Raw genomic sequence first — 25,617 nt, forward strand, 5'->3', positions numbered from 1 at the left:
TCAAAGATGGGCATAGATCAAATCCATCTTCATAAAACTGTCCATGACTCGATCGTGGCTTGCTTGCCTGGTGACTCCAGCACCTTGTAGAGAATTCAAACAGTCGTTTCAATCTCTTTTATTTCAACAGATTGAACCTGAAAAAAGCTCATTACACCCCTCATTAGCCAGAAGCTGACCCAGCCTTGGCAAGCTGGCATCCCGCATGGTTTCAAGTTATTTTTTTAATTCTTTTTTTATTTATTTCAATCAGATTTCTATTTAATTTTTAAACCCTGTTAATTAATTTATTTCATTAAATATTTCAAACAAATAAGAAACACTGGAGGACTGAAAAAAAATTTGGCCTCCCCTGCCTGGACCCCATTTTCTTGCCCACAAGGGCCCGAAAACACCGTTACCCCGGAGACTAGCCTGCCCACACAAGCCCACAAGAGGGCAAAAACGGCTTAATTTGTATGCCAGAATGTTCAAACTTCCACTTTTACGAGCCCGATCCGCCCTCATTTCCCTATGACCCGGTCCCAAGAAGCTGCCCCTTTATCCTTAAGTGCCCTGTTTCTGATCTTTGCCCGCATTGGCCTGACCAGCTTTGGCGGGGGCTTGAGTGGCTGGTTAATGCGCGAGTTTGTCGTCCAGCGCCGTTTGATGAGCCAAGCAGACTTTCTGAGCGGCCTGGCCCTGTCCCAGGCACTGCCCGGCATCAATGTGGTGAATCTCTCTATATGGATTGGTTACCGTCTGCTGGCCGGACCGGGGGCTTTGGTTGCCACGCTGGGCATGGTGCTCCCGCCGCTGCTCTTGGCTATTCTGATGCTGATTGGCCTGGAACAACTGACGGGGTCTACTCTGGTGCCCCAGGTCATGGCCGGAATTGCCGCCGCAGCAATCGGTCTGTCGCTTGAAATGGGGGTACGTTCGGCGCGCAGCGCCGCCACCGGAATCGTCCCAATTGCGATCATGTTGGCAGTTTTTGTCGGCATTTTCGTCATGGAATGGAGCCTGATCCCCGTTATTCTGATCTGCGCGCCGCTGTCCGTCTGGTATGCCTGGTTGCAGCTAGGAGACTCATCCGTGGAGCAATCATGATCACGATTCTGCTCCAGCTCATGCGTGTATTCGCCCCCCTGTCTTTTCTGACGATAGGTGGCGGGCAAAGCATCATTCCCGAGATTCATCGGCAATCAGTAGAAATCCATGGCTGGCTCAGCAATCAGGAGTTTCTGGATCTGTTCGCCCTGTCACGCCTGACGCCCGGCCCCAAATCCTTACTTGTCACCCTGGTGGGCTGGAAAGCGGCAGGCTGGGCCGGAGCACTGGCCGCCTCTGTCGCCATTTTCCTGCCCTCTGCCTTGCTGATCTATTACCTGGCGACCATCTGGAAGCGCTATGAAGGCACCCGCATTATTCGCGCCATCGAGATCGGCCTGCTGCCCATTGCCGCCGGGATGATTCTGGCGGCCAGCGGCACGATTCTGAAAGCGGCTCAGGGCGGGCTGTGGGCCTGGGGTACGGCTCTGGCCTGTACAGCCATTTTGCTGCTTAGCCGCATCAACCCTTTATGGTTGCTGGCATGCGGCGGATTGCTGTTCGCTTTGATACAACCCGCTATCTAAGACAAATTCGACACATAAAAAGGACGACTTCACAGCCAAACCCGGCTTGAAGTAAGCGGCTGTATCAAGGGCCACAAAAGGGTCATAAAAGAGTCACGATCTGCCGTTCATGGAGTGCAATACATTGAGCCGCCAGACGCGCAAGCGGTACAATGGCAGGTCCTTTTATCCCATCTTGCCCGCGACATGGCTGTAAATACTGACCAAGCCGTACTAAATCTGGATTCTGCTTCGCTGGGCTATGGTGCCTTCACCGTGCTGGCGAACGTGTCCATGACCGTCCAGAAAGGCCAGGTCGTCGCCATGATGGGGGGCTCAGGTTCCGGAAAAACAACACTTCTGCGTGCTGCCACCGGGCAAATCCGTGCGCAGAAAGGGACTGTTACGGTTTTTGGCCAGGACTTGGCCAAACTCGACGGCGAGGACCTGCGCCAAACGCGCCAACGCATGGGTGTCCTGTTTCAGCAAGGCGCTCTGTTTACCGACCTGAATGTGTTTGAAAACGTGGCCTTTCCCTTGCGAGAGCTGACCAATGCCAACGAATCCGACATCCAGGACCGTGTGCTGGACAAGCTGGATGCCGTAGGTTTGCGCGCCGCCGCCCATTTGGGCGTGAACGAGATCTCTGGCGGCATGGCTCGCCGGGTCGCCTTAGCCCGCGCCATTGTGCTGGAACCGGAACTGATTCTGTACGACGAGCCCTTTGCCGGTCTGGACCCCATTTCCATGGGTATTACCGCCCAACTGATTCGCGACCTGACCGACCGCCTGAACTGCGCTTCGGTACTGATTACGCATGATGTTGCCGAATCCTTTGCCATTGCCGACCAGGTCTATATGGTGGGCCAGGGCCGCTTGCTGACCCAGGGTACGCCCACAGAGCTGCGGGCATCCAAAGATCCTTACGTACAGCAGTTCCTGCGTGGCGAGCCCGACGGCCCTATCGCCTTTAACTACCCCGTCACCCCGGCTTTTGAAGCCTGGCTCCAGAATCGGACGACGCGCTCATGAATTTCATCACCGCCCCGATTAGCGCGCTAGGCGCTGCCATACGTAATAGCATTTACGGCCTGGGTGCATTCAGCCGCCTGTTTGCCGCCTTGCTGGCCCGTTCGTCCCTCTTATGGCGTCGTCCGCGTCTGGTTTCCCAGCAAATCCACTTTATTGGCAACTATTCGCTGCTGATCATTGCCGTTTCCGGCCTGTTCGTGGGTTTTGTACTGGGTTTGCAGGGGTATTACACGCTGAACCGCTATGGCTCCGAAGAGGCTCTGGGCCTGCTGGTCGCCCTGTCACTGGTGCGTGAGCTTGGCCCCGTCGTCACCGCCCTGCTCTTTGCAGGCCGGGCAGGCACCTCGCTGACCGCCGAAATCGGCCTGATGAAGGCTGGCGAGCAGATTGCCGCCATGGAAGTCATGGCAGTAGACCCCATACGCCGCCTGCTGGTGCCGCGTTTTTGGGGCGGCATAATTGCCATGCCCATACTGGCCGCGGTGTTTTCCATGGTCGGTATTTTGGGCGGCTATGTAGTCGGTGTACAAATGATCGGCATTGATGCAGGCGCCTTCTGGTCGCAAATGCAAAACGGCGTCGATGTGATTGATGACGTACTCAACGGAGTGATCAAAAGCCTGGTATTTGGCCTGATCGTCACCTTGATTGCGCTCTATATGGGCTGGCATGCCAAGGCCACGCCCGAAGGCGTTTCTCGCGCGACCACACGCACGGTCGTCAGCGGCGCTTTGGCGGTATTGGGCACGGACTTCCTGCTCACCGCCCTTATGTTCAGTTAACTATTTAGGAATTGCTCAGCTATGAATCGCGAGAAAACCGATTTCTGGGTTGGCCTGTTTGTTTTGCTGGGGCTGGTCGCACTGGCATTCCTGGCCCTGCGTGCGGGTAACCTCAGTACTTTTTCCTTTGCCAAAACCTACCAGGTATCGGCCAAATTCGATAATCTGGGTGGCCTGAAACCGCGTGCCCCTATCAAGGCCAGCGGTGTGGTCGTGGGTCGCGTGGGCTCCATTGGTTTTGATAATCAGGATTTCAAAGCCGTGGTTACGCTGGATATGGACGAACACTACAAATTCCCCCTGGATACCTCGGCCTCTATCCTGACCTCGGGTCTGCTGGGCGAGCAGTACATTGGCCTGACCGCCGGTGGCGACGATAAAGACCTACAAGGTGGCAGCACCATTACCTATACCCAAAGCGCGGTTGTGCTGGAAGAACTGATCAGCAAGTTCCTCTACAACACAGCCTCCAAGGAAGGCGGCTCCAAAACGGAGTAAGACCCGGCTGCCTCATGCTCATTACAGACGACACAATCATGAATACAACAACAACTCGCCGCTCTTACTCCCTGCCCCGTGGAGTCCGTTTGAGCCTGATCGGTGCCAGTGCTGCGCTTGTGGCTGGTTGCGCCAGCGTGCCTAACCCCAACCCCCAGGATCCTTGGGAAGGCATGAACCGCGGCATCTACGCCTTTAACGAAACCGTGGACGGCGCGCTGATCAAACCGATTGCAGAAGGCTATAACGCTCTGACGCCGCAGCCTGCACGCACATGTATTAGTAACATTTTCAACAACCTGGGCGATGCCTGGTCGGCCGTCAACAGCTTCCTGCAAGGCGAACACGTTGACTTCTTCAACACCCTGGGTCGCGTCCTGTTCAACTCCACCATGGGGCTGGGCGGTTGTATCGACGTTGCCACCATGAACGGCTCCAAGCGCATCCCCAACGACTTTGGCGTGACGCTGGGCGTATGGGGCGTCAAATCTGGCCCTTACGTGGTTCTGCCCTTCTTTGGCCCCAGCACGGTTCGTGACGGTGTGGCACGCGGCACCAGCTTCCTGGAAGGCTTCTCGTCCACGGGTCCGATCATGGCCATCAAGGATGTACCCGTACGCAACAGCATCATGGGTCTGTGGGCTCTGGATGCCCGCGCTGGCGTGCTGGATGCAGAAAAACTTGTTAACGACATCGCCCTTGACCGCTACAGCTTCATACGCGACGCTTACCTGCAACGACGCCATGCCTTGGTGCAAGCTCGCCGCACCGGTGGCGATACCAGCCAGGATTTGCCTGATTACTCGGACGCAGACGAATAAAAACGCCCTGCCCGCAGAACACTCATCTGGAGTTTTTTTATGATTTCCCGTCCCGCCTTGGGCGGGACTGCTTTGCAGTCCTCTCCCTCTCGCCTGATTTCCTGGATTCTGACCGTCTGTGCAGCCTTGGCCCTGTGTTTGCACGCTGTGGCGGCTCAAGCACAAGCGGCTGACCCCAAAGGGGAGCCCAACAAGTTTGTTGAAGCGGTCGGCAATCAGGCCTTGCAAGTCGTCAAGGAAAGCGAATCCATCCGCAAGGGTGATCGTGCTGCCATCATGGCTGCGGTCAACGACCACATCATGCCTTACGTGAATCTGGAAAAGACCACCCGCCTGGCTGCTGGTCGTTACTGGCGTCAAGCCAATGCCGAGCAGCGCCAGAAGCTGGTTGATGCCTTCAAGGGCACGCTGGTGCGTACCTATAGCGGCGCCCTGTCCCGCGTTGACGACAAGACCCAACTGACCATTCTGCCTTTCCGTGGCGATGCCAATGCGGATGATGTGGTGGTGCGCTCCTCGCTGACCCAGCCTAACGGCGGCCCCGTGGGCGTGGATTACCGTCTGGAAAAAACACCAGAAGGCTGGAAAATCTACGACTTGAACGTGGAAGGCATCTGGCTGATCCAGAACTACCGCAACCAGTTCTCCCAGCAAATTGAACAGGGCGGTATTGATGGCCTGATTCAGGCGCTGAACAAGCAAAACAGTTAAGACAGGCCGTGGCAAGCACGGGCGCTTTGGTCGGGCATTCTTAAGCAGACCAGAGTCGTACTCTATAATAAAGAGCCTGATCACCCTCAAACAGGTCTACGCCCATGCGTAGGCCTGTTTAGTTAACAAAGACGCTACAGCGACGACTTCCACCGCCACACCCGCGTCAGGCCAACCCACACTGCCATGTCCGCCTTCAAACTCGATAACGTCAGCAAACGCTTCGCTCCCCAAAGCCGGGGACTCAAAAGCCTGTTTTCCCCTCCTCGTTCCGATGCCGGTTTTCTGGCCGTCGATCAGGTCAGCCTGACTATCGAACATGGTGAATTTTTTGGCTTGCTCGGCCCTAACGGCGCCGGCAAAACAACCCTGATCTCCATGCTGGCCGGCCTGACCCGCCCCACTAGCGGCCAGGTCAGCGTCTGTGGTTACGATGTGCGCACCCAGTACCAGAAAGCCCGCCAATCGCTGGGCGTGGTGCCGCAGGAAATTGTTTACGATCCCTTTTTCACCGTCCGTGAAACCCTGCGTCTGCAATCGGGCTACTTTGGCCTGAAAAACAATGACGACTGGATCGACGAAATTCTGGCCAATCTGGCCTTGAGCGACAAGGCAGACGTCAATATGCGTGCCTTGTCCGGCGGCATGAAGCGCCGCGTTCTGGTGGCCCAGGCGCTGGTGCACCGCCCCCCTGTCATTATTCTGGATGAACCCACTGCCGGTGTGGACGTGGATCTGCGCCGCACGCTATGGGAGTTCATCATTCGTCTGAATCAACAAGGCCACACCATCTTGCTGACCACCCACTACCTGGAAGAAGCCCAGGCTCTCTGTGGTCGGCTGGCCATGCTGAAAAGCGGCAAGATCGTTGCTCTGGATACCACGCAAGCCATCATGGAGCGCGCAGGCGGCCACGATCTGGAGGATGCATTTGTGCGCATCATGCACAACGAAGGAAAAATGGGGGTGGCGCTATGAATCAGAACAACTCCCCAAAACACTGGGGCGTGCCTCAGAACACGGACGCTCCCGCAGCCAAAATCGGGACCCTTAGCCTGCCCCCGCAACCCAAAATGGGTTCGGGCTTTCCAACGCTGCTGCGTAAAGAGCTGATGCGTTTCTGGAAAGTGGGCTTTCAGACCATCGCCGCCCCCGTGCTGACGGCGCTGATGTATTTGCTGATTTTCGCCCACGTCCTGGAAGGCCGCGTCACGGTGTACGACTCCGTGCCCTATACCGCCTTCCTGATTCCGGGCCTGATGATGATGAGCATGTTGCAAAACGCCTTTGCCAACCCCTCTTCATCACTCATTCAAAGCCGTATCACGGGCAATCTGGTCTTTATCCTGCTGCCGCCGCTCTCGCACCGCGAAATCTTCTCGGCCTACCTGCTGGCGTCCATCGCCCGCGGTATCTGTGTGGGCCTCTGTGTCTGGCTGGTGTCCCTGTTCTTTGTGTCTCTGCCCATCTCCAAGCCCTTGTGGGTATTGGTCTTTGCCATCCTGTCTTGCGGCATCATGGGCACCCTGGGGCTGATCGCCGGTTTGTGGTCTGAAAAATTCGACCAACTGGCAGCGTTCCAGAACTTTCTAATCATGCCCGCCACCTTCCTGTCGGGTGTGTTTTACTCCATCCATAGCTTGCCGCCCTTCTGGCAAACTGTTTCACACTGGAATCCGCTGCTCTACACCATTGACGGATTCCGCTACGGTTTTTTTGCCGCCTCGGATATTTCTCCCTGGTTCAGCCTGACCGTTGTCGCCAGCGTCTTTGTTGCGCTGTGTCTGATTTCGCTACGCCTGCTTGCCTCAGGCTATAAATTACGGAATTGATTTCATGTTGCCGACCCCCGAACAAGTTCACCAATACATTGCCGACAACCTGCCCTGTGAACACTTGCAAGTGCAAGGCGATGGTTCGCACTTTGAGGCCCTGATCGTCAGCACCGCCTTTGAAGGCAAACGTCTGATTGCCCGTCACCAACTGGTCTACAAGGCCCTGGGTGACCGCATGAAAGCTGAAATCCACGCCCTGTCCATGCGCACGCTTACCCCCGACGAATACAAGGCCAATCCGAATGGATAAATTACGCATCACAGGCGGTCAACGCCTGAATGGCGAGATCACCGTCTCTGGCGCCAAAAACGCCGCCCTGCCTATCTTGTGCGCCAGTCTGCTGACGGCTGATACGGTGTACCTGGAAAATGTCCCGCGTCTGCGCGATATCGACACCACCCTGAAACTCTTGGGTCAGTTGGGTGTCAGCCAGGCGCGCAATGGCACGCTGGAGCTGAATGCAGGCAATATCACCAATCTGGAAGCGCCGTACGAGCTGGTGAAAACCATGCGTGCCTCGATTCTGGTGCTGGGCCCCTTGTTGGCCCGCTTTGGCGAGGCCCGCGTCAGCCTGCCCGGTGGTTGCGCCATTGGCCAACGTCCCGTGGACCAGCACATCAAGGGCCTGGCGGCCATGGGTGCGGAAATCCATGTCGAACATGGTTTTGTGAATGCCCGCGCCAAACGCTTGCGCGGTGCCGTCGTGCGCACCGATATGGTGACTGTCACCGGTACTGAAAACCTGATGATGGCAGCGGTCCTGGCGGAAGGTCAGACCATTCTGGAAAACGCCGCACGCGAACCCGAAATTATTGATCTGGCCGAACTGCTGATCAAAATGGGCGCCAAAATTCAGGGCCACGGCACGGACCGCATTGTGATTGATGGTGTAGAACGCCTGCACGGTGCCACCCACCGCATTTGCCCGGACCGCATTGAAGCAGGTACGTTCCTGTGCGCCGTTGCTGCTACCGGTGGCGAACTGACCTTGCGCAATACCGATGCCGACGCCATGGGTGCCACTCTGGACAAGCTGCGCGAAGCGGGCCTGCAGATTGAAACCGGCCCTGACTGGATCAAGGCCAGCATGAATCAGCGCCCCAAGGCCGTCAGCTTCCGCACCAGCGAATACCCGGGCTTTCCCACGGACATGCAGGCTCAACTGATGGCACTGAACACCATTGCGGATGGCACTGCCTCGGTCGTGGAAACCATCTTTGAAAATCGCTACATGCACGTACAGGAACTGAATCGCCTGGGTGCACAGATTGATATCGAAGGCCATATGGCCGTCATTACCGGCGCCCCCTATCTGACCGGCGCCACCGTCATGGCAACGGATCTGCGTGCTTCGGCCAGCCTGGTCATTGCGGGCCTGGCCGCTCGGGGTGACACCACCGTCGAACGCATCTACCATCTTGACCGTGGCTACGACCGTATGGAAGCCAAGCTTCAAGCCGTAGGCGCCAATATCGAGCGAATCAGCAGCAAGGAAACCTAATGAGTCCCGCCGGTTTAAATCAACCTCTGACGCTGGCCTTGTCCAAAGGCCGGATTTTTGACGAAACCCTGCCTTTGCTGGAAGAGGCCGGTATCAAGGTGCTGGAAAGCCCAGAGACGTCGCGCAAACTGATCCTGCCTACCAATAGTCCTGACCTGCGTCTGATTATTGTGCGTGCCACGGATGTCCCGACCTATGTGCAGTACGGTGCCGCCCATATCGGGATTGCCGGTAAGGACGTGCTGTACGAGCACATGGAACAGCACCCCGGCGGTCTGTATCAGCCGGTAGACCTGAACATTGCCCGCTGCCGTCTGTGCGTGGCCGTAGCCGAAGGCTTTGACTACCATTCGGCCGTCAAGCAAGGTTCGCGCCTGCGTATCGCCACCAAATACACCCGAGCTGCCCGCGAACACTTCGCCAGCAAGGGTGTGTACGTGGACCTGATCAAGCTGTATGGCTCCATGGAGCTGGCTCCGCTGGTCGGTCTGGCCGACGCCATTGTGGATCTGGTCTCCAGCGGTGGCACTCTGCGCGCCAACAAACTGGTGGAAGTGGAAGATATCAGCCCTATCTCCTCGCGCCTGATCGTCAACCAGGCCGCCATGAAGAACCGTGGCGCTCAGTTGCAACCCCTGATCGACGCATTCTCGCGCGCTTCGGTGGACGAATAAGCCCTCTTCACCTCCCTGGTGTAAACAGTCGGTGAATCCAGCTTAGGCAAAAGGCGTAGACCGCTTTTTGCCTAAGCGAAATGTTATACACTGGCCTTTGAACCTTAGCTTTTTCCTATAGCGACATGTCACTGATCCATCGCCTGAACTCCCAATCCGCCCAGTTCGATGCCGAACTGCGCACTCTACTGGCTTACGAAGCGTCCGAAGACGCGTCTATTGAGCACGCCTGTGCCGAGATCCTGCATCGTATCCAGCATGAGGGAGACACGGCCTTGCTGGACTACACACGCCGCTTTGATCGCATGGCGGTTGAACAGGCCAGCGCACTGGAAATCTCTAAAGAAGAACTGTTTGCGGCTCTGGGCAGCCTGCCTGCCGATCAGCGCAAGGCACTGGAACAGGCCGCCGAACGCGTGCGCCGCTATCACGAGCATCAACGCACGGAAACCTGGACCTACACAGAAGCCGACGGCACCGTGCTGGGACAACAGGTCACTCCCTTGGACCGTGTGGGACTGTACGTTCCCGGTGGCAAGGCGGCTTACCCCTCTTCCGTTCTGATGAACGCCATCCCTGCCAAAGTGGCGGGCGTTCCTGAACTGATCATGGTCACGCCTACACCCGATGGCGTGCGCAACCCCATCGTACTGGCGGCTGCCGCTCTGGGTGGTGTTGATCGCGTATTCACCATTGGTGGCGCGCAAGCAGTAGGCGCCCTGGCCTACGGTACAGACACAGTGCCTGCAGTGGACAAGATTGTCGGCCCCGGCAACGCCTATGTGGCCGCTGCCAAGCGCCGCGTCTTTGGCGTGGTGGGCATCGACATGATTGCTGGCCCCTCCGAGATCCTGATCATCAGCGACGGCAGTGCCCCTGCCGACTGGGTGGCCATGGACCTGTTCTCCCAGGCCGAACACGACGAGCTGGCCCAGGCCATCTTGCTGTGCCCCGATGCCGACTTCCTGGATCAGGTTGAAGCGGCTATCGAACGTTTATTGCCTACCATGCCACGTGCGGACATCATCCGCCGCAGCCTGTCAGGCCGTGGTGCCCTGATCCACGTCCGTGATCTGGACGAGGCCTGTCGGATCAGCAACCATATCGCGCCGGAACACCTGGAAGTCTCTACCCAGAACGCCCAGGACTTGTTGGGCAAAATCCGCCATGCTGGCGCCATTTTCCTGGGCCCCTACAGCTCCGAATCGCTGGGCGATTACTGTGCCGGGCCTAACCATGTCCTGCCGACGGCACGCACTGCGCGTTTCTCGTCACCCTTGGGCGTCTACGATTTCCAGAAACGCAGCAGCATTATCCAGGTTTCAGAATCAGGCGCCCAAACACTGGGACCCATAGCCGCTACGCTGGCACAAGGCGAGGGGCTGTACGCCCACGCTGCCAGCGCGCAATTCCGATTGAACCAATCCTGATACCGGCCTTGCCGCCGGCTCTGATATGCGTACCGCCGAGATTACCCGCAATACTAATGAAACCCGCATCCGCGTGGCCGTTAACCTGGACGGCACTGGCCGTCACTCGCTCAACAGCGGCGTGCCTTTTCTGGACCACATGCTGGACCAGATTGCCCGCCACGGCCTGATTGACCTGGACGTGCACTGTGAGGGCGATACCCACATCGACGATCACCATACCGTCGAGGATATTGGCATTGCGCTGGGCCAGGCTTTTGCCAAGGCCGTAGGCAGCAAAGCCGGTCTGCGCCGTTACGGCCACTCCTACGTGCCGCTGGACGAAGCTCTGTCGCGCGTAGTCGTGGACTTCTCCGGTCGCCCAGGTCTATTTTATTTTGTGCCCTTTACCCGCGCACGAATCGGCCAGTTCGATGTAGACTTGGCACGCGAGTTTTTCCAGGGTTTTGTGAATCACGCCCTGGTTTCTATGCACATCGATAACCTGCGCGGCGAAAACGCACACCACCAGTGCGAAACCGTGTTCAAAGCCTTTGGCCGAGCATTGCGCATGGCTCTGGAGCTGGACCCACGTAGCGAAGGCGTGGTGCCTTCGACCAAAGGGGTTCTGTAAACGTCCTTCGGACACATATCGTGACCACTATCGCTATTGTCGATTACGGTTCGGGCAACATCTTCTCGGTTGCCCGAGCACTGCATGCCGCCGCACCTGATGCGCGCATCATTCTTGCTCAAACCCCTCAAGCCATTCTGGATGCGGACCGGGTTGTATTACCCGGCCAGGGCGCCATGCCTGATTGCATGGCCCACCTGGACCAGTCCGGTTTGCGCGATGCCCTCCTGACGGCAGCACGCAGCAAGCCCTTGCTGGGTATCTGCGTTGGCGAACAAATGCTGTTCGACTCCAGCCAGGAAGGCGACGTCCCCTGTTTAGGTCTGATTCCCGGCCAAGTGCGCCGTTTTGAAGGCCCCAACTACAAAAGCAGTGATCCTGCTGACTCCGGCCCCGGGTTGAAAGTGCCCCATATTGGCTGGAACCGCGTACACCAGACTCAGGATCATCCCTTATGGGCTGGCATTGAGGATGGCGCGTTCTTTTACTTTGTACACAGCTACTTTGTCGATCCGCTGCATATAGATCAAACTTGTGGTTCGACGCACTATGGCCAACGCTTTACCTCTGCGATAGCAAACGCTAATATTTTTGCGTTGCAATGCCATCCTGAGAAAAGTGCAGACAACGGCCTGCAACTGTTCCGGAATTTCGCCAACTGGAAGCCATGATTTTTCAATAAGCCTCCCCAGCGTTTTTCTGACTTTTTCCGACCCAGTATTTCTTACGTTTTTTACGGCTAAAGACCATGCTTTTGATTCCCGCCATCGACCTTAAAGACGGGCGTTGTGTGCGCCTACGCCAGGGTGACCTGGATGACGCCACTATTTTCTCGGATGATCCGGCCAAAATAGCAACACAGTGGCTAGAGCAAGGGGCCCGTCGCCTGCATCTGGTGGACCTGAACGGCGCCTTCGCGGGCAAGCCCAAAAACGGCGAAGCCATCAAATCCATTATTGCTGCCATTGACGGTGAAATTCCCGTCCAGATCGGCGGTGGTATTCGCGACCTGGATACCATCGAGCGCTATCTGGATGCTGGCATGAGCTATGTCATCATTGGCACCGCCGCTGTCAAAAGCCCCGGCTTTTTGCAAGACGCCTGCAGCGCTTTCCCAGGCAGCATCATTGTTGGCCTGGATGCTCGTGATGGCAAAATCGCCACCGACGGCTGGAGCAAGCTGACGCGCCACGACGTGCTGGATCTGGCCAAGAAGTTTGAAGACTACGGCTGCGAATCCATTATCTACACCGACATCGGCCGTGATGGCATGCTGACAGGCGTCAATATTGAAGCCACCGTCAAGCTGTCCCAGCACGTGAAGATCCCGGTTATTGCCTCTGGCGGCGTGACCAACCTGAAAGACATCGAAGACCTGTGTGCCGTCGAGCACGAAGGGGTTGAGGGTGTCATTCTGGGCCGCAGCATCTACGAAGGCACCCTGAATTTTGCCGAGGCACAAACCTTTGCTGACGAGTACCAGGCATGAGCCAGGACGTCACAAGCGAATTAGCCTGCCGCATCATTCCTTGTCTGGATGTCACCGCCGGTCGTGTCGTTAAAGGCATCAACTTTGTGGGCCTGGTCGATGCCGGAGACCCGGTTGAGATCGCCCGCAAATACAACGACCAGGGCGCTGACGAACTCACATTCCTGGACATTACCGCCACCTCGGACAACCGCGATCTGATTTTGCCCATCATCGAACAGGTGGCCAGCCAGATTTTCATCCCCCTGACGGTGGGTGGTGGTGTGCGCGAAGTGGCCGACATCCAGCGCCTGCTCAATGCCGGTGCGGACAAAGTGTCCATCAACAGCGCCGCCATCAGCAATCCTGACCTGGTGCGTGCCGCCAGCGACCATCACGGCAAACAGTGCATGGTCGTGGCCATTGATGCCCGCCGTGTCAGCGCCGAGAACGAAGCCCCCCGCTGGGAAGTCTTTACCCACGGTGGTCGCCGCGCAACCGGCCTGGATGTGGTTGAGTGGGCTGCTCGCATGGCCGAATACGGCGCAGGTGAGCTGCTCTTGACCAGCATGGACCGCGACGGCACCAAATCCGGCTTTGATCTGGAACTGACCCGTGCTGTGTCTGATGCCGTCTCCGTTCCCGTCATCGCCTCTGGCGGTGTGGGCGGGCTGCAAGACCTGGCCGATGGCGTCATCCAAGGTGGTGCCAGCGCCGTACTGGCCGCCAGCATTTTCCACTATGGTCAACACACTATTGCTGAAGCCAAGGATTTCATGGCTGCGCAAGGTATTCAGGTGCGACGCTAATGGCTGACTTACCGGCTTGGCTGGCTGAAATCCGCTTTGATGAACAGGGTTTGATTCCTGCGATTGCGCAGGATCAGGCCACGGGCAAAATCTTGATGGTGGCCTGGATGAACCAGGAATCCCTGCAAGAGACCGTCAGCACCGGCCGCGCCGTGTACTGGTCGCGTTCCCGCAAGCGCCTGTGGCGCAAGGGCGAGGAGTCCGGCCACGTACAACATGTCAGCGATTTGCGCCTGGATTGCGACGGTGACGTTATTTTGCTCAGCGTGGAGCAGGTTGGCCAGATCGCTTGCCATACGGGGCGTGAAAGCTGCTTCTTTCGCCAGCTACAAGGCCAAAGCGATGAGGCACAGTGGGTCACAGTTGACCCCGTCCTGAAAGACCCGGAGCATATTTACCGATGAGCGAACAACCTACCATCGACACCATCCTGGATCACCTTGGCCGTACGCTGAAGTCCCGTTTGCCTGCTCAAGGCGGGGACCCATCCTCGTCCTACGCGGCCAAGCTGCTGGCCAAAGGCCCGGATGCCTTTTTGAAGAAGATTGGCGAAGAAGCGACCGAGCTGGTCATGGCGGCCAAAGATGAAGAGCGCGAGCGCATTGTCTACGAAACCGCTGATCTGTGGTTCCATAGTCTGGTGGCCCTGACTTATTACGGTTTGGAGCCGCGTGATGTGCTGACAGAACTGCTGCGCCGTGAAGGTACATCAGGACTGGAAGAAAAAGCTTCGCGGCCTAAGGATCAAGTGTAATCCTGTCATCTAGTCGCGCTACACTGTCCTAATACCTAGATTTTCGGCACTCGCTAGGCGAGTGCCTCGCTACCGAGGTTGCTATGAGCGAGAACTGTCTGTTTTGTAAAATTGCTGCTGATCAGATCCCGTCCAAAAAAGTCTACGAGGACGAGGACTTTCTGGCGTTTCACGACATCAACCCAGCCGCACCAATCCATATCCTGGTCATCCCCAAGAAACACGTCGTCTCCATGCAGGACGTATCGGGTCAGGATAGCGAATGGTTGGGTAAAATGATGGCTTTGGCACCTTCCCTGGCCGCAAAGGCTGGTTGTCGCCCCGGCCCAGAAGGCGGTTTCCGCATTGTCATCAACAACGGTTTGGATGGCGGGCAGGAAATCAACCATTTACACATGCACATCTTGGGCGGTGAGCGCCCATGGCAACAACGCGCAGCCATGGCTGCTTAAGGGAGATACATTATGGGTAGCTTTAGCATTTGGCACTGGCTGATCGTTCTGGTCATCGTTGCCCTGGTTTTCGGCACCAAAAAACTGCGTAACATCGGCTCGGATCTGGGCGGTGCAGTCAAAGGCTTTAAAGAAGGCATGAAAGACGTGGGTGAAGAAGACAAAACACCCGAATCCGTCAGCCAGCGCGCTGCCGATCCCCAAACGATCGACGTGCAGGCCAAGGAAAAATCCGATCGCGCCTGATCCCCTTCTTGTGTGAGTCTGAATGTTTGATGTCAGCTTTAGTGAACTGCTCCTGATTGGAGTGGTTGCCCTGATCGTCATCGGTCCTGAACGTCTTCCTAAAGTAGCGCGCACTGTCGGCCATTTGCTTGGCCGCGCGCAGCGCTACGTGAACGAGGTCAAGACCGATATACAACGCGAAATCAATCTGGATGAGGTGAACAAGCTCAAAGACCAGATGGAGGACGCTGCGCGCTCGGTGCGCAGTTCGGTCGAGGACACGGGCAAAAGCATCAGCCAGCCTCTGACAGAAGCCCGCGATACCCTGCAAAACGCGTCGGAATCTGCACGCAAAGTCTTTTCGGATACCACCGACAAAGCCGCTGTGCAGCCCGATGCGCCAGCCAGCGAATCGCTTGCAGAACCTGCTACCCAGGATGCAGCCGCCCAGCCAGCGCCCAGTGCGCCAGCCAGTGACGACGCTCCCCGTCCTACGGATGCTCCCGCCTCTACCCCTAAAGGACCTACGGCATGAGCACCGACGCGCCTCAAGAAGATACCTTTATCTCCCACCTGATCGAGCTACGCACACGCTTGTTGCGTGCCGTGATTGCTGTGGTGGGGATTTTTATCGTGCTGTTTACCTATCCGGGTGCTTCCGCCATTTACGATGTGCTGGCACAGCCCATGATGAGCTCCCTGCCCGAAGGTACACGCATGATCGCCACCGGGGTGATCACCCCCTTCATGGTGCCGGTCAAAGTCACGCTGATGGCCGCTTTCGTGCTGGCCTTGCCCGTGGTGCTTTACCAAGCCTGGGCCTTTATTGCTCCCGGACTGTACAACCACGAAAAGAAACTGGCTTTGCCGCTGATCATGACCAGCACCTTGCTGTTCATCGCTGGTATGGCCTTCTGTTATTTCGTCGTATTTCGCACCGTCTTTCACTTCATCGCTTCGTTTGCTCCGCAATCGATTACGCCTGCACCAGACATTGAAGCCTATCTGGGCTTTGTCATGACCATGTTCCTGGCCTTTGGCATTACCTTTGAAGTGCCTATTGCCGTCATCTTGCTGGTGAAAACAGGGGTCGTCACCGTTGCCAAGCTGCGTGAAATCCGTGGCTATGTAATTGTGGGCGCATTTGTGATTGCCGCGATTGTGACGCCACCCGATGTCGTCAGCCAGATTCTGTTGGCTGCGCCGCTCTGCCTGCTCTACGAGATAGGTATTCTGGCCGCCAGCCTGATCAAGAAGCGGGAAGCGGAAGCCAGCGAAGGCCGCGAGCTGGATCTGTAAGCCGTCCTGCATAAAACCCGGGCCGGATAGGCCACGAACATACAGACCATAAAAATGGCTCTCTACGCCGCTCCTTACGGAGCCAGGCAAGAGAGCCATTTTTTATGAATACCCTGCAGCGCTTGTGCGCCACTACGATCTGCAAGACAGCGTAGCCAAATGCAAATCACCGCATAGCGAACAGCCCATAGGTGAGACGCATTGCCCTGAATGCCACCAGCGCCTCCCCAGCCTCCCGAATCATCCCGCATAGGCAAGAGGGAGGGCTTTCCTTTTACTTGCGCACCTGAGGCCGCACACCGACCTTGACGGCTACATCCAGTTCCTTGCCGTCGCGCAGCACACTCAAAGTCACCGTTTGCCCCGGTTGCACCGGGCCAATCTGATTGAGCAGCCCAATCGAATCAGCGACCTGCTGACCATTCAATCGCAAAACAATATCCCCGACGAGCAAATGCGCCTCCGCTGCCGGGCCGTGACGCTGCACACTGGCAATAATCACCCCGGCATCACTTTTCAGCTTGAAGGACTTGATCAAATCCGGGGTAATGTCCTGAGGCTCCAGTCCCAGCCAGCCACGCGTCACTTCGCCATTACGGATAATTTCGTCCATGATGGCCAGCGCTGTTGCTGCAGGAATGGCAAAACCGATACCCAAAGACCCACCTGTCTCGGAATAAATAGCCGTATTGATCCCGACCAGACGGCCAATGGCATCCACCAAAGCGCCACCGGAGTTGCCAGGGTTAATGGCCGCATCCGTCTGGATGAAGTTCTCGTAAATATTGATGCCCAGTCGATTACGACCCAGGCCGGACACAATACCCATCGTGGTGGTCTGCCCCACCCCAAAAGGATTGCCGATAGCCAGCACCACATCCCCCACCTGCAATTGATCCTGCGCCTGGGTCTGAATCACGGCCAGCTTGGGCAAATTCACTTTCAGCACGGCCAAATCACTTTCGGGGTCCGTACCAATCAGGCTCGCCTTGGCCTGACGTCCATCCGACAAGGCAACCTCAATCGCGTCGGCCGCTTCAATGACGTGGTAATTCGTCAGGATATAGCCCTGTTCGTGTACGATCACGCCCGAACCCAGGTTGATCGTGGAGCGACGCCCCATCAGATCAGGCAGTTCCCGGAACAGGCGTTGCAGGTCAGGATCTTCCAGCAAGGGCGAATTGCCTTCCAAATGCTTGCTGGTGTACACATTAACGACAGCAGGCGCGGCACTGGTGACAGCCGAGGCATAGGACAGCGGGCCTTCCTGCGCAACAGGTGCCAGCAAAGAAGGAACCGGCGCAGGCAAGACCACGGTATTCGTAGAACGAACGGGTGCCTGGGGTGCTTCCACCCACTGCGGTCGCAGCGTCACCACAATAAAAAAGCCCGCCAGACAGATCGTCACCGCTTGAGCAAACACTAGCCACAATCGACGCATAGCACTCTTTCAGATAAGGATTTCCATGACTCAGGTTTCAACGGCCGAACTGGCCAACTGGCTCAATAGCACCTTGGATATCGCCCGTTTCAAGGACTACTGTCCCAATGGGCTCCAGGTCGAAGGCAAGCCGTATATTGGCAAACTCGTCACCGGCGTGACGGCCTCGCTGGCACTGATTGATGCCGCTATTGCCCGCCAGGCGGACGCAATTTTGGTGCACCACGGCTGGTTCTGGAAAAACGAAAACCCGTGCATTGTTGGCACCCGAAAAACTCGTATCGAACGCGTCCTGTCGCATCAGCTTAACCTCTTGGGCTATCACTTGCCCCTGGACGCCCACCCCGAGTTGGGCAACAACGCCCAGTTGGCTCGACAGCTAGGCATTGAAGTGCTGCGCGATGCAAACGGCCAGGCACAAACCTGTGGTCCGGATGGACTGGTTTGGCTAGGCGAACTGCCAGCCCCCGTCTCGCTGGAAACATTCGGCCTGACAGTTTGCAATAATTTACAACGCAAACCGCTGATTGTTGGCGATTTACAACGGAAAGTTCACCGAATAGCCTGGTGCACAGGAGGGGCACAAGGCTTTATTGATGCCGCCATCGCCGCCCAAGCCGATCTTTACATCAGCGGCGAGGCCTCGGAGCAAACATTCCACAGCGCGCAGGAAAACAATATTGCCTTCATGGCGGCCGGGCATCACGCCACTGAGCGCTATGGTGCCAAGGCGCTGGGTGAGGAAATTGCCCGCCAGTTTGGGATCGAGGTCGAGTTCATCGACCTGGACAACCCGATCTGATGACATCAAAAACCGGCGCGTATGACTTTGCACAAGCTTTAAAGCGGCACAGGCTAGACAAGCCCAGGCCATGAAAGGCTAAAATCAGGCATCCGGCGCGGGCGAACTTGACCTTGCCGGTGGGTTTACATAAACAAAAAGGTGCCGAAAGGCACCTTAAAGCTTTGATACGGTTACGCTTTTATTTTTTCAGCGAATCCCTGATTTCACGCAGCAAGATCACGTCTTCAGGGGTTGGTTCGGGTACGGCTTGTTCAGCCTCAGCCTTGGCCACGGTGGCACGCATACGGTTAATCATCTTGACCATGCAAAACACAACGAAGGCCAGCAAGATGAAGTTGATCAAAATGGTCAGGAAGTTACCCCACGACAAAACAACAGCGCCGGCCGAATTCAGAGCCTCCAGGGTTTCTGGGCCGGTATAGCCCTCTGGGGTACGCAAGACCGTGAACTGATTGGTAAAATCCACTTCGCCGCCCAGGATGAAACTGATGACGGGCATGACGATGTCTTTAACCAGCGAGTCGATAATCTTGCCGAAAGCAGCGCCAATAATGACACCGACCGCAAGGTCCATCATGTTGCCCTTGACTGCGAACTCCCGGAATTCGTTAAGGAAACCTCGAGCCTTGTTCATATGTTCACCTTTGATCAAGTTATGCTGCGCTGGGTAAAGCGTATAATGTGCGGTTGAATAATATACCCAGGCCCAAATCCGTAAATTGTGGTATTGCCCGAGTCGGGCAGGAATAAGGATACTAGAATGAGTCAGAATACGACACAGCCCGATGCCATAGGCGCGGTTGATTTCAACCTTCCGCCCGATCCTTCGCGCCGAACCTGGGTCGCCACCGCCTGTGCATTAGGTGGTGTCGCTGGTGTGGCGACAGCTGTTCCCTTTGTCAGCTCCTTTGCTCCTTCCGAGAAAGCAAAAGCGGCCGGCGCTCCCGTAGAGGTTGATATCTCTGGTATCGCCCCCGGTCAGATGCGCACCGTTGAATGGCGCGGGAAACCCGTCTGGATTCTGCACCGCACCCAAGAGCAACTGGACGCACTGCCCAAACTGGACAGCCAGCTTGCCGACCCTGAATCGGATCGCCCTGGTTACACCCCTGCGTACGCCAAGAACGAATACCGTTCGCGTCGCCCTGAAATCTTTATCTGTATCGGTATTTGCACCCACCTGGGTTGCTCCCCTACCCCGCATCTGGCCGCTGGCGCTGGCGCTGGTCTGCCCGGTGGTTGGGAAGGCGGCTTTCTATGCCCCTGCCACGGCTCCACGTTTGACCTGGCCGGTCGCGTCTACAGCAACAAGCCTGCTCCAGACAATCTGGAAATCCCGCCCTACGAGTTCTCGGCCGACGGCACGATGGTTACCATCGGCGTAGACGAAAACAACAAGGCCTAAGGCGGCTGTAACCCAATACGTACTATTTAAAAAGATAAAGGAGCCGTTTCATGGCTGGCGAGAAAACCGTCGAAACGACAGGACTCTTGGGATGGATTGACAGGCGCTTCCCCCTGACATCCATGTACAAAGAGCACATGTCAGAATATTACGCGCCGAAGAACTTCAACTTCTGGTACTTCTTTGGCTCTCTGGCACTGCTGGTGCTGGTTATTCAGATCGTGACAGGTATTTTCCTGGTCATGAACTACAAGCCCGATGCCAAACTGGCTTTCGAGTCGGTTGAATACATCATGCGTGAAGTGCCCGGTGGCTGGATCATCCGCTACATGCACTCCACCGGCGCTTCCATGTTCTTCGTGGTGGTGTACCTGCACATGCTGCGCGGCTTGTTCTACGGTTCTTACCGCAAGCCACGTGAACTGGTCTGGATCTTCGGCGTTGCCATTTTCCTCTGTCTGATGGCTGAAGCCTTCATGGGCTACCTGCTGCCATGGGGCCAGATGTCCTACTGGGGCGCCCAGGTGATTGTTAACCTGTTCTCGGCCATTCCTTTCATTGGTCCTGACCTGGCTATTTTCATCCGTGGTGACTACGTGGTGTCCGACGCCACCCTGAACCGCTTCTTTGCCCTGCACGTGATTGCTGTGCCTCTGGTCCTGCTGGGTCTGGTTGTGGCTCACCTGATCGCCTTGCACGAAGTGGGTTCCAACAACCCCGACGGTATCGAAATCAAAGAAGGCCCCAAAGACGCCAAAGGCCGTCCTTTGGATGGTATTCCCTTCCACCCCTACTACTCGGTGCACGACATCCTAGGTGTGGCTGGCTTCCTGATTGTGTTTGCTGCGATTGTGTTCTTTGCCCCTGAAATGGGCGGCTACTTCCTGGAGTTCAACAACTTCAGCCCAGCCGATGCTCTGAAGACACCTCCACACATTGCTCCAGTCTGGTACTTCACGCCTTTCTACTCCATGCTGCGTGCAACCACTGCCGACTTTACCTGGGTTCTGGCCGGTGCTTCCGTGCTGGGCGCTCTGGTGCTGTTCATCAAAGGCAAGCTGCCCGGTATCTGGCGTCTGGCCGTCCCCGCTATCCTGATCGGTGTTGCCGTGCTGCTGCGCGTTATTGATGCCAAGTTCTGGGGTGTGGTAGCCATGGGTGGTACGGTCGTGATCCTGTTCTTCCTACCATGGCTGGACAAATCGCCTGTGAAGTCGATCCGTTACCGTCCAAGCTGGCACAAAGTGTTGTACGCGATTTTCCTGGTCAACTTCCTGATCCTGGGTTACCTGGGCACGCAAGCTCCAAACGACTTGTTTAACTTGCTGAGCCAGATCGGTACGGTTATCTACCTGGCCTTCTTCCTGCTGATGCCGGTATGGAGCCGCATGGGTACGTTCAAACCCGAACCCGATCGCGTGACTTTCCGCCCTCACTAGGCCCCCAACAAGAAACGGAATGACCATGATTAAAAAACTGCTTGGCGCTCTGGCCTTGTCCCTTACCTGCACGGTGGCTGGTGCCGCCGAAGGTGGCTATGCCCTGGAGCGCGCGCCCGACCGCATGCATGACATGGCGGCGTTGCAAAATGGCGCAAAACTGTTTGTAAACTACTGTCTGAACTGTCATAGCGCCAACTCCATGCGCTACAACAAGCTGACAGACCTTGGCCTGACTGAAGAAGACATCAAGAAAAACTTGCTGTTTTCCTCGGACAAGGTCGGTGATCTGATGAAGATCGCCATGACCCCGGACATGGGCAAGAAATGGTTTGGTGCTGCACCTCCTGACCTGTCCGTGATCGCACGTGCCAAGTCCACCAACCTGGGTCCTAGCGGCGCAGACTACATCTACACCTACCTGCGTACGTTCTACCGTGACGCCTCCCGCCCAACCGGCTGGGATAACCTGGTTTTCCCAAGCGTGGGTATGCCTCACGCCATGTGGGAACGCCAAGGCGGCGTGACCTTGCACCGCACCACCGTGGCTGAAACCGCCAAGGATGACGGCAGCAAAGAATGGACCAAAACAGTAGCCAGCTACGATCCGGCCGGTTTCTCCTCCGTCAAGACAGAAGTGCTGGCTAACTACACTGGCCACGCCACTGACACAGTCAAGCTGGAGCCAGCCAACGCCAAGTTGGCAGCCAAGTACGACAGCGATGTCGCTGACCTGGCCAACTTCATGGACTGGATGGCTGAACCTGTTCAGTTGGAACGCAAGAAAATCGGCGTGGGCGTGATCCTGTTCCTGCTGCTGTTCTTTGTCGTTGCATGGCGACTCAATAGCGTTTTCTGGAAAGACATCAAGTAAAACGCTATGCTAGACGGGCAGGCTAAACTAGCCTGCCCGGCTTTTTATTGTTAAAACCCCTTGCAGGGTTTTAAATTCTGAGCCGTGAGGCTCTTGTTTTTATTTCTACGACTGGAATCTCCTACCATGATGGTGCTCTACTCTGGAACAACTTGCCCATTCTCACAACGCTGCCGTTTCGTGTTGTTTGAAAAAGGCATGGATTTCGAGATCCGCGACATCGACTTGTATAACAAGCCTGAAGATATCGCCGTCATGAACCCCTACGGACAGGTGCCTATCCTGGTAGAACGTGACCTGATCTTGTACGAATCGAACATCATCAATGAATACATTGATGAGCGCTTCCCTCATCCTCAGCTAATGCCTGCGGACCCCACCATGCGCGCCCGCACACGCTTGTTCCTGTACAACTTTGAAAAGGAACTGTTTGTGCACGTGGCTGCCCTGGAAGACCGCCGCAACGCCGACGCTAAAGCGCAAGAACTGGCCCGCCAGCAAATCCGCAACCACTTGTCGCAGTTGGCTCCGATCCTGCTCAAGAACAAGTACATGCTGGGCGAAGAGTTCTCCATGCTGGACGTGGCGATCGCTCCCCTGCTCTGGCGCCTGGACCACTACGGTATCGAACTGCCCAAGAGCGCTGCTCCTGTGCAAAAGTACGCCGAACGCGTGTTCTCGCGTCCTGCCTACATTGAGGCACTGACTCCTTCCGAAAAAGTCATGCGTCGCTAATCCATTATGCAAGAGACTTCGACCAAGCCTTACCTGCTACGCGCCCTGCACGAGTGGTGTTCCGATCACGGCTACACCCCTCATATTGTGGTGACGGTAGACGCCAACACGGTTGTTCCACGTGGCCATATTCAGGATGGTCAAATCACCCTGAATATCGGGCATCTGGCTACCAATGGCCTGATCCTGGGCAACGACTACATTGAATTCCAGGCCCGCTTTGGCGGCGTCACGGAAGACATTTTCGTGCCTGTAGCAGCGGTGTCCGCTATCTATGCGCGCGAAACAGGTGCTGGCATGGGTTTTGAAGTCGTGGAATCCGCGCCTTACGCAGAAGAGGACGCATCGGAAACAGCTCCTGAAGCCGTTCCAGAAACTCCTGCTACAAAGAAAGACGCTGACAAGATCTCGCACCTGAAGATCGTCAAGTAAGGCGCGTTCGACGCAGACAAAAATAGAGCCCCACATGGGGCTCTATTTTTTTTTAAGGATCAAACCCGGCCATACGCCCGAGCTTTAACTTCGGCTTCGGCTTCGGCTTCGGCTTCGGCTTCGGCTTCGGCTTCGGCTTCGGCTTCGGCTTCGGCTTCGGCTTCGGCAAATCAGTATCAGCGACCTAAGCTAGACCAGGGAATACTTAATCAGATAAACCCACTGAAAATATTTCCCAGCCCAGTCCCACCTAAGCCTGCACAGCATCTGCCTGATTACGGCGACGCCCTGCCGCTACACGCCACTCCAGCAAGCTCTTGAGCATCACAGAGACCATAGCGAATACCGCCAGCAGTGCAGCCGCTGTAAAGGCCGCAGCAGCCTTGTTGTCGTTGTTTAGTTGGTCAACCAGCAAAGACAAGGTCAAGGTCTGATTCATGATGGTGCCTGACACCACAGAAACCGCACCAAACTCACCAATCGCACGGGCATTGGTCAGCACCACGCCATATAGCAAGGCCCATTTGATATCTGGCAGCGTCACATGCCAAAAGATCTGCCAACCATTCGCACCCAGGCTCAAGGCAGCCGCCTGCGCGTCCGAGCCCTGTGCCTGCATGATCGGGATCAGAATCCGGGCCACATAAGGCGTCGTCACAAAGATGGTCACCATCAAAATGCCGGGCCAAGCAAACATGAGCTGGATATCACGCGCGCTTAACCACTGCCCCAGCGACGATTCCACGCCGTAGACCACCAGGTAACACAGGCCCGCCACCACCGGTGAGACTGCGTAAGGCAAGTCCACCAGGGTACTCAGCAGCCGACGACCACGGAACTGGTAATGCGTCAGGCACCAGGCCAGCAAAATGCCAAAGACCATGTTCAGAGGCACAGTCAGCACTGCCACGAACAGAGTCAGCCCGATGGCATGCAACATATAGTCTTCTTGCAGATTGCTCCACAAGGCAGGCAAACCATCGCCCAAGGCTTTGGAAAAAATCAGCAGCAAAGGCACGACCAGCAGGCCCAGCACCAGAACAATCCCCAGAGCCAGAATCAAACGGTCAGCCGTACTTTTAGGTGTTTTTCTCATGGTGCTCTCCGCTGCCAACCCAACAAGCGATTCTGCACCAACTGCAAGGTGAACAAGAGCAGCAAGGAGGCGATCAGAATCACCGAAGCAATCGCTGCCGCCGCCGGGTAGTTGAACTCTTGCAGACGCACAAAGATCATCAGAGACGACACTTCAGTTTTAAAGGGGATGTTGCCCGCAATCATGATGACCGCACCAAACTCGCCCAGGCTGCGGATAAAGGCCTGAGAGGCCCCCGTCACCAGAGCAGGTATCAAGGGCGGGAACACGACCTTGCTAAAGGTCTGCCAGCCACTGGCACCCAGTGTATGGGCGACTTCCTCGTATTCGGCACCCAGCTCTTCAATCACCGGCTGCACAATCCGCACAACAAAAGGCAGGCTGGTGAAGGTCATCGCCAGGACAATACCGGGGTACTGATAAGCCACTTTCCAGCCCTCCGGCAGAAACTGACCAAACCAACCACCGGGCACAAACAAGGTAGCCAAGGTCAAACCCGCCACAGAGGTCGGCAAGGCAAACGGCAAATCAACCAAAGCATCAATCAGACGACGCCCTGGAAACTCAAACCGCGTAATGATCCAGGCAATGATGAAACCCACCACACTGGCAATCACAGTGGAGTAGAAGGCAGCACTAATCGTGACCTGATAACTGCTGACTACACGCCGGTCTGTCACTGCGCGCCAATAATCGGCCAGGCTCATGTCACTGACGTACATGAACAGGGCCGACAAAGGCAGCAGCACAATGATGGACAGGTACAGGACGCTAAAGCCGAAGCTCAGCCCAAAACCTGGCATGACGGGGCGGCGAAGAAAGAAGATGGGCTTTAGCGCAGTCTTCGCCCCGGAATCCTGCGCCTCGCCCACAAGAGTACGACTCATGAA

Annotated in this window: 33 protein-coding genes; 29 read left to right on the forward strand and 4 right to left on the reverse strand. The window is 56.3% G+C overall.

The features are described 5' to 3' along the window. The first annotated feature begins 513 nt into the window (after positions 1-513). From JYG33_RS11960 to tatC, 23 genes are all read left to right on the forward strand, one after another. Complete coding sequence (locus JYG33_RS11960; protein WP_207872458.1) at positions 514-1,089, forward strand: chromate transporter; 576 nt, start codon at positions 514-516, stop codon at positions 1,087-1,089. Then, on the forward strand, positions 1,086-1,616 hold the full coding sequence (locus JYG33_RS11965) for a chromate transporter (RefSeq protein ID WP_207872459.1): 531 nt from the start codon (positions 1,086-1,088) through the stop codon (positions 1,614-1,616). Before JYG33_RS11960 ends, JYG33_RS11965 begins: the two co-directional genes overlap by 4 nt. Positions 1,617-1,802: 186 nt before the next feature. Then, entirely contained in the window at positions 1,803-2,627 is an 825-nt protein-coding gene (locus JYG33_RS11970) for an ABC transporter ATP-binding protein (protein ID WP_207872460.1), read from the forward strand. Further along, a complete protein-coding gene (gene mlaE, locus JYG33_RS11975; RefSeq protein ID WP_207872461.1) occupies positions 2,624-3,409 on the forward strand; it encodes a lipid asymmetry maintenance ABC transporter permease subunit MlaE in 786 nt (261 codons plus the stop codon). The genes JYG33_RS11970 and mlaE overlap by 4 nt, the downstream gene beginning before the upstream one ends. 21 nt (positions 3,410-3,430) lie before the next feature. Beyond that, a complete protein-coding gene (mlaD, locus tag JYG33_RS11980) occupies positions 3,431-3,907 on the forward strand; it encodes an outer membrane lipid asymmetry maintenance protein MlaD (RefSeq protein WP_207872462.1) in 477 nt (158 codons plus the stop codon). Positions 3,908-3,945: 38 nt separating this feature from the next. Continuing rightward, a complete protein-coding gene (locus tag JYG33_RS11985; RefSeq protein WP_207872463.1) occupies positions 3,946-4,728 on the forward strand; it encodes a VacJ family lipoprotein in 783 nt (260 codons plus the stop codon). Positions 4,729-4,767: 39 nt separating this feature from the next. Further along, positions 4,768-5,439, forward strand: coding sequence for an ABC transporter substrate-binding protein (locus JYG33_RS11990; RefSeq protein ID WP_222669045.1), 672 nt, complete (start codon positions 4,768-4,770; stop codon positions 5,437-5,439). Positions 5,440-5,625: 186 nt separating this feature from the next. Continuing rightward, positions 5,626-6,417, forward strand: a complete 792-nt coding sequence (locus JYG33_RS11995) for an ABC transporter ATP-binding protein (RefSeq protein ID WP_009455490.1) — start codon at positions 5,626-5,628, stop codon at positions 6,415-6,417. A gap of 95 nt (positions 6,418-6,512) precedes the next feature. Beyond that, on the forward strand, positions 6,513-7,271 hold the full coding sequence (locus JYG33_RS12000) for an ABC transporter permease (RefSeq protein WP_207875841.1): 759 nt from the start codon (positions 6,513-6,515) through the stop codon (positions 7,269-7,271). A gap of 4 nt (positions 7,272-7,275) precedes the next feature. Beyond that, positions 7,276-7,524 (forward strand): BolA family protein, encoded by a 249-nt coding sequence (locus JYG33_RS12005; RefSeq protein WP_009455487.1) that lies wholly within the window; start codon positions 7,276-7,278, stop codon positions 7,522-7,524. Continuing rightward, entirely contained in the window at positions 7,517-8,776 is a 1,260-nt protein-coding gene (gene murA, locus JYG33_RS12010; RefSeq protein ID WP_207872464.1) for a UDP-N-acetylglucosamine 1-carboxyvinyltransferase, read from the forward strand. The genes JYG33_RS12005 and murA overlap by 8 nt, the downstream gene beginning before the upstream one ends. After that, positions 8,776-9,450, forward strand: coding sequence for an ATP phosphoribosyltransferase (gene hisG / locus JYG33_RS12015; protein ID WP_189392723.1), 675 nt, complete (start codon positions 8,776-8,778; stop codon positions 9,448-9,450). The genes murA and hisG overlap by 1 nt, the downstream gene beginning before the upstream one ends. Positions 9,451-9,575: 125 nt before the next feature. Further along, positions 9,576-10,880 carry a histidinol dehydrogenase gene (gene hisD, locus JYG33_RS12020; protein ID WP_207872465.1) on the forward strand — a complete coding sequence of 435 codons (1,305 nt, stop codon included), beginning with the start codon at positions 9,576-9,578 and terminating at the stop codon, positions 10,878-10,880. 25 nt (positions 10,881-10,905) lie between these two features. Next, complete coding sequence (gene hisB / locus JYG33_RS12025; protein WP_094197990.1) at positions 10,906-11,493, forward strand: imidazoleglycerol-phosphate dehydratase HisB; 588 nt, start codon at positions 10,906-10,908, stop codon at positions 11,491-11,493. Between the two features lie 20 nt (positions 11,494-11,513). After that, entirely contained in the window at positions 11,514-12,164 is a 651-nt protein-coding gene (gene hisH, locus JYG33_RS12030; protein WP_207872466.1) for an imidazole glycerol phosphate synthase subunit HisH, read from the forward strand. A 77-nt stretch (positions 12,165-12,241) separates the two neighbouring features. Then, entirely contained in the window at positions 12,242-12,982 is a 741-nt protein-coding gene (gene hisA / locus JYG33_RS12035) for a 1-(5-phosphoribosyl)-5-[(5-phosphoribosylamino)methylideneamino]imidazole-4-carboxamide isomerase (protein ID WP_207872467.1), read from the forward strand. Further along, entirely contained in the window at positions 12,979-13,770 is a 792-nt protein-coding gene (hisF, locus tag JYG33_RS12040) for an imidazole glycerol phosphate synthase subunit HisF (RefSeq protein WP_207872468.1), read from the forward strand. The genes hisA and hisF overlap by 4 nt, the downstream gene beginning before the upstream one ends. Then, entirely contained in the window at positions 13,770-14,174 is a 405-nt protein-coding gene (gene hisI, locus JYG33_RS12045; protein WP_207872469.1) for a phosphoribosyl-AMP cyclohydrolase, read from the forward strand. Before hisF ends, hisI begins: the two co-directional genes overlap by 1 nt. Beyond that, positions 14,171-14,524: a phosphoribosyl-ATP diphosphatase gene (locus tag JYG33_RS12050; protein WP_207872470.1), complete on the forward strand. Its 354-nt coding sequence runs from the start codon at positions 14,171-14,173 to the stop codon at positions 14,522-14,524. The genes hisI and JYG33_RS12050 overlap by 4 nt, the downstream gene beginning before the upstream one ends. Before the next feature lie 83 nt (positions 14,525-14,607). Beyond that, positions 14,608-14,976, forward strand: a complete 369-nt coding sequence (locus tag JYG33_RS12055) for a histidine triad nucleotide-binding protein (protein WP_026483636.1) — start codon at positions 14,608-14,610, stop codon at positions 14,974-14,976. A gap of 12 nt (positions 14,977-14,988) precedes the next feature. Then, positions 14,989-15,222, forward strand: coding sequence for a Sec-independent protein translocase subunit TatA (gene tatA / locus JYG33_RS12060; RefSeq protein ID WP_207872471.1), 234 nt, complete (start codon positions 14,989-14,991; stop codon positions 15,220-15,222). A 22-nt stretch (positions 15,223-15,244) separates the two neighbouring features. Continuing rightward, entirely contained in the window at positions 15,245-15,736 is a 492-nt protein-coding gene (tatB, locus tag JYG33_RS12065; protein ID WP_207872472.1) for a Sec-independent protein translocase protein TatB, read from the forward strand. Continuing rightward, positions 15,733-16,500: a twin-arginine translocase subunit TatC gene (gene tatC / locus JYG33_RS12070; protein WP_207872473.1), complete on the forward strand. Its 768-nt coding sequence runs from the start codon at positions 15,733-15,735 to the stop codon at positions 16,498-16,500. The genes tatB and tatC overlap by 4 nt, the downstream gene beginning before the upstream one ends. A 274-nt stretch (positions 16,501-16,774) precedes the next feature. Here the strand turns inward: tatC and JYG33_RS12075 are convergent, their stop codons facing one another. Continuing rightward, entirely contained in the window at positions 16,775-17,941 is a 1,167-nt protein-coding gene (locus JYG33_RS12075) for a trypsin-like peptidase domain-containing protein (protein WP_207872474.1), read from the reverse strand. Positions 17,942-17,966: 25 nt separating this feature from the next. Between JYG33_RS12075 and JYG33_RS12080 the strand changes: the two genes are divergently transcribed. Beyond that, on the forward strand, positions 17,967-18,743 hold the full coding sequence (locus JYG33_RS12080; protein WP_243430166.1) for a Nif3-like dinuclear metal center hexameric protein: 777 nt from the start codon (positions 17,967-17,969) through the stop codon (positions 18,741-18,743). 181 nt (positions 18,744-18,924) lie between these two features. Here JYG33_RS12080 and mscL read toward each other — a convergent pair whose 3' ends face one another. Beyond that, positions 18,925-19,380, reverse strand: coding sequence for a large conductance mechanosensitive channel protein MscL (gene mscL / locus JYG33_RS12085; protein WP_189392736.1), 456 nt, complete (start codon positions 19,378-19,380; stop codon positions 18,925-18,927). Positions 19,381-19,506: 126 nt separating this feature from the next. Between mscL and petA the strand changes: the two genes are divergently transcribed. The 5 genes from petA (at position 19,507) to JYG33_RS12110 (ending at position 23,631) form a co-directional block, all read left to right on the forward strand. Beyond that, the gene (petA, locus tag JYG33_RS12090; protein WP_207872475.1) at positions 19,507-20,151 is read left to right on the forward strand and encodes a ubiquinol-cytochrome c reductase iron-sulfur subunit; all 645 of its coding nucleotides are present in this window, start codon (positions 19,507-19,509) and stop codon (positions 20,149-20,151) included. 50 nt (positions 20,152-20,201) lie between these two features. Next, on the forward strand, positions 20,202-21,590 hold the full coding sequence (locus JYG33_RS12095; RefSeq protein ID WP_207872476.1) for a cytochrome bc complex cytochrome b subunit: 1,389 nt from the start codon (positions 20,202-20,204) through the stop codon (positions 21,588-21,590). Positions 21,591-21,609: 19 nt separating this feature from the next. Then, positions 21,610-22,464 (forward strand): cytochrome c1, encoded by an 855-nt coding sequence (locus JYG33_RS12100; protein ID WP_207872477.1) that lies wholly within the window; start codon positions 21,610-21,612, stop codon positions 22,462-22,464. Positions 22,465-22,590: 126 nt separating this feature from the next. After that, positions 22,591-23,199: a glutathione S-transferase N-terminal domain-containing protein gene (locus tag JYG33_RS12105; RefSeq protein ID WP_009455466.1), complete on the forward strand. Its 609-nt coding sequence runs from the start codon at positions 22,591-22,593 to the stop codon at positions 23,197-23,199. A 6-nt stretch (positions 23,200-23,205) separates the two neighbouring features. After that, entirely contained in the window at positions 23,206-23,631 is a 426-nt protein-coding gene (locus JYG33_RS12110) for a ClpXP protease specificity-enhancing factor (protein WP_207872478.1), read from the forward strand. Positions 23,632-23,881: 250 nt separating this feature from the next. On the opposite strand, the gene cysW is transcribed toward JYG33_RS12110, so the two are convergent. Next, a complete protein-coding gene (gene cysW / locus JYG33_RS12115; protein ID WP_207872479.1) occupies positions 23,882-24,727 on the reverse strand; it encodes a sulfate ABC transporter permease subunit CysW in 846 nt (281 codons plus the stop codon). Next, positions 24,724-25,614: a sulfate ABC transporter permease subunit CysT gene (gene cysT / locus JYG33_RS12120; RefSeq protein WP_207872480.1), complete on the reverse strand. Its 891-nt coding sequence runs from the start codon at positions 25,612-25,614 to the stop codon at positions 24,724-24,726. Before cysT ends, cysW begins: the two co-directional genes overlap by 4 nt. Between the last annotated feature and the right edge of the window lie 3 nt (positions 25,615-25,617).

The organism is Alcaligenes sp. SORT26, assembly GCF_017377875.1.
Taxonomy (GTDB): domain Bacteria; phylum Pseudomonadota; class Gammaproteobacteria; order Burkholderiales; family Burkholderiaceae_B; genus Alcaligenes; species Alcaligenes parafaecalis.